The 3,190-nt window shown below is 53.3% G+C and carries 2 rRNA genes; both read left to right on the top strand.

The features are described 5' to 3' along the window. The first annotated feature begins 37 nt into the window (after nt 1-37). A 23S ribosomal RNA gene (locus tag FCS96_RS00075) occupies nt 38-2,932 on the top strand. Between the two features lie 82 nt (nt 2,933-3,014). Further along, nucleotides 3,015-3,130: ribosomal RNA gene (gene rrf, locus FCS96_RS00070) — 5S ribosomal RNA — on the top strand. Nucleotides 3,131-3,190: the final 60 nt, after the last annotated feature.

Below are 3,190 nucleotides of genomic sequence, written 5' to 3'. Positions count from 1 at the left end.
GAAGGTTGGCTCGATTGCAGTTGTCTTGGGGTTATATAGTCAAGCAACTAAGCGCATACGGTGGATGCCTTGGCAGTCAGAGGCGATGAAAGACGTGGAAGCCTGCGATAAGGTTCGGGGAGCTGGCAAACGAGCTGTGATCCGGACATTTCTGAATGGGGAAACCCACCCGATTTCGGTCGGGTACCTTGCACTGAATACATAGGTGTAAGGGGCGAACCGGGGGAACTGAAACATCTAAGTACCCCGAGGAAAAGAAATCAACCGAGATTCCCTAAGTAGCGGCGAGCGAACGGGGATTAGCCCTTAAGCTAAACAACTGGTAGGAGAAGGCTCTGGAAAGTGCCGCCATAGTGGGTGATAGCCCCGTATCCGAAACCTGAGTTTAGTGAAATCGAGTAGGACGGGACACGTGGTATCCTGTCTGAATATGGGGGGACCATCCTCCAAGGCTAAATACTCCTGACTGACCGATAGTGAACCAGTACCGTGAGGGAAAGGCGAAAAGAACCCCTGTGAGGGGAGTGAAATAGATCCTGAAACCGTATGCGTACAAGCAGTCGGAGCAGACTTGTTCTGTGACGGCGTACCTTTTGTATAATGGGTCAGCGACTTATGTTCAGTGGCGAGGTTAACCGTTTAGGGGAGCCGTAGGGAAACCGAGTCTGAATAGGGCGATTTAGTCGCTGGGCATAGACCCGAAACCGGGCGATCTATCCATGAGCAGGTTGAAGGTTGAGTAACATCAACTGGAGGACCGAACCCACTGTCGTTGAAAAGCCAGGGGATGACTTGTGGATCGGAGTGAAAGGCTAATCAAGCCCGGAGATAGCTGGTTCTCCCCGAAAGCTATTTAGGTAGCGCCTCGGACGAATACCACAGGGGGTAGAGCACTGTTTCGGCTAGGGGGTCATCCCGACTTACCAACCCGATGCAAACTCCGAATACCTGTGAGTACTATCCGGGAGACACACGGTGGGTGCTAACGTCCATCGTGAAGAGGGAAACAACCCAGACCGCCAGCTAAGGTCCCCAAGTACCAGTTAAGTGGGAAACGATGTGGGAAGGCTCAGACAGCTAGGAGGTTGGCTTAGAAGCAGCCATCCTTTAAAGAAAGCGTAATAGCTCACTAGTCGAGTCGGCCTGCGCGGAAGATGTAACGGGGCTCAAACTGGTCACCGAAGCTGCGGCTGCATACTTTGTATGCGGGGTAGGGGAGCGTTCTGTAAGCCTGCGAAGGTGAGTTGAGAAGCTTGCTGGAGGTATCAGAAGTGCGAATGCTGACATGAGTAACGACAATGCGGGTGAAAAACCCGCACGCCGGAAGACCAAGGGTTCCTGCGCAACGCTAATCGGCGCAGGGTGAGTCGGCCCCTAAGGCGAGACCGAAAGGTGTAGTCGATGGGAAACGGATTAATATTTCCGTACCTTGGATAGCTGCGATGGAGAGACGGAGAAGGCTAGGTGAGCCGGGCGACGGTTGTCCCGGTTTAAGCGTGTAGGGAGTGGACTTAGGCAAATCCGGGTCCACAATTCTGAGACGCGACGACGACTGCTCTTTGAGAGCGGGAAGTCATTGATGCCCTGCTTCCAGGAAAATCTTCTAAGCTTCAGGCTATTCGAGACCGTACCCCAAACCGACACAGGTGGTCAGGTAGAGAATACCAAGGCGCTTGAGAGAACTCGGGTAAAGGAACTAGGCAAAATGGTGCCGTAACTTCGGGAGAAGGCACGCTGGTGGTAGGTGAGACCCCTTGCGGGTGGAGCTGACGCCAGTCGAAGATACCAGGCCCCTGCGACTGTTTATTAAAAACACAGCACTGTGCAAACACGAAAGTGGACGTATACGGTGTGACGCCTGCCCGGTGCCGGAAGGTTAATTGATGGGGTTAGCATTCGTGCGAAGCTCTTGATCGAAGCCCCGGTAAACGGCGGCCGTAACTATAACGGTCCTAAGGTAGCGAAATTCCTTGTCGGGTAAGTTCCGACCTGCACGAATGGCGTAACGATGGGGGCGCTGTCTCTACCCGAGACTCAGTGAAATTGAAATCGCCGTGAAGATGCGGTGTATCCGCGGCTAGACGGAAAGACCCCGTGAACCTTTACTATAGCTTCACAGTGAACTTTGAGCATGTTTGTGTAGGATAGCTGGGAGGCTTTGAAGTGGGAACGCCAGTTCTCATGGAGCCAACCTTGAAATACCAGCCTGACATGTTTGAGGTTCTAACTTGGACCCCTTATCGGGGTTGAGGACACTGTGTGGTGGGTAGTTTGACTGGGGCGGTCTCCTCCCAAAGCGTAACGGAGGAGCACAAAGGTGGGCTAAGCATGGTCGGACATCATGCGGTTAGTGTAATGGCACAAGCCCGCTTAACTGCGAGACAGACACGTCGAGCAGGTACGAAAGTAGGTCATAGTGATCCGGTGGTTCTGTATGGAAGGGCCATCGCTCAACGGATAAAAGGTACTCCGGGGATAACAGGCTGATACCGCCCAAGAGTTCACATCGACGGCGGTGTTTGGCACCTCGATGTCGGCTCATCACATCCTGGGGCTGAAGCCGGTCCCAAGGGTATGGCTGTTCGCCATTTAAAGTGGTACGCGAGCTGGGTTTAGAACGTCGTGAGACAGTTCGGTCCCTATCTGCCGTGGACGTTGGAGATTTGAGGAAAGCTGCTCCTAGTACGAGAGGACCGGAGTGGACGAACCGCTGGTGTTCGGGTTGTGTCGCCAGACGCATTGCCCGGTAGCTATGTTCGGATAGGATAACCGCTGAAAGCATCTAAGCGGGAAGCCCCTTCCAAGATGAGATCTCCCTGGACCTTTAAGGTCCCTGAAGAGCCGTTCAAGACCAGGACGTTGATAGGTCGGGTGTGTAAGCGCTGCGAGGCGTTGAGCTAACCGATACTAATTGCTCGTGCGGCTTGACTATATAACACCCAAGACAATTGCGGATAACGCAACGAAATCACTATCACACCTCTTTCTCGTCCCCCCAGTGATCAACCGTTTTGTCTGACGACCATAGCGGCTTGGAACCACCTGATCCCATCCCGAACTCAGAAGTGAAACAGGCCTGCGCCGATGGTAGTGTGGCATTTGCCCATGTGAGAGTAGGTCATCGTCAGACTCTTAATACCGAAAAACCCCAGCTTCCTCGAGGCTGGGGTTTTTTATTGCCTGAACGAAA

It is taken from the genome of Marinobacter alexandrii, from assembly GCF_005871205.1.
In the GTDB taxonomy this organism is placed as follows: Bacteria; Pseudomonadota; Gammaproteobacteria; order Pseudomonadales; family Oleiphilaceae; genus Marinobacter; species Marinobacter alexandrii.
This window is presented reverse-complemented; position numbering and strand designations above follow the sequence as displayed.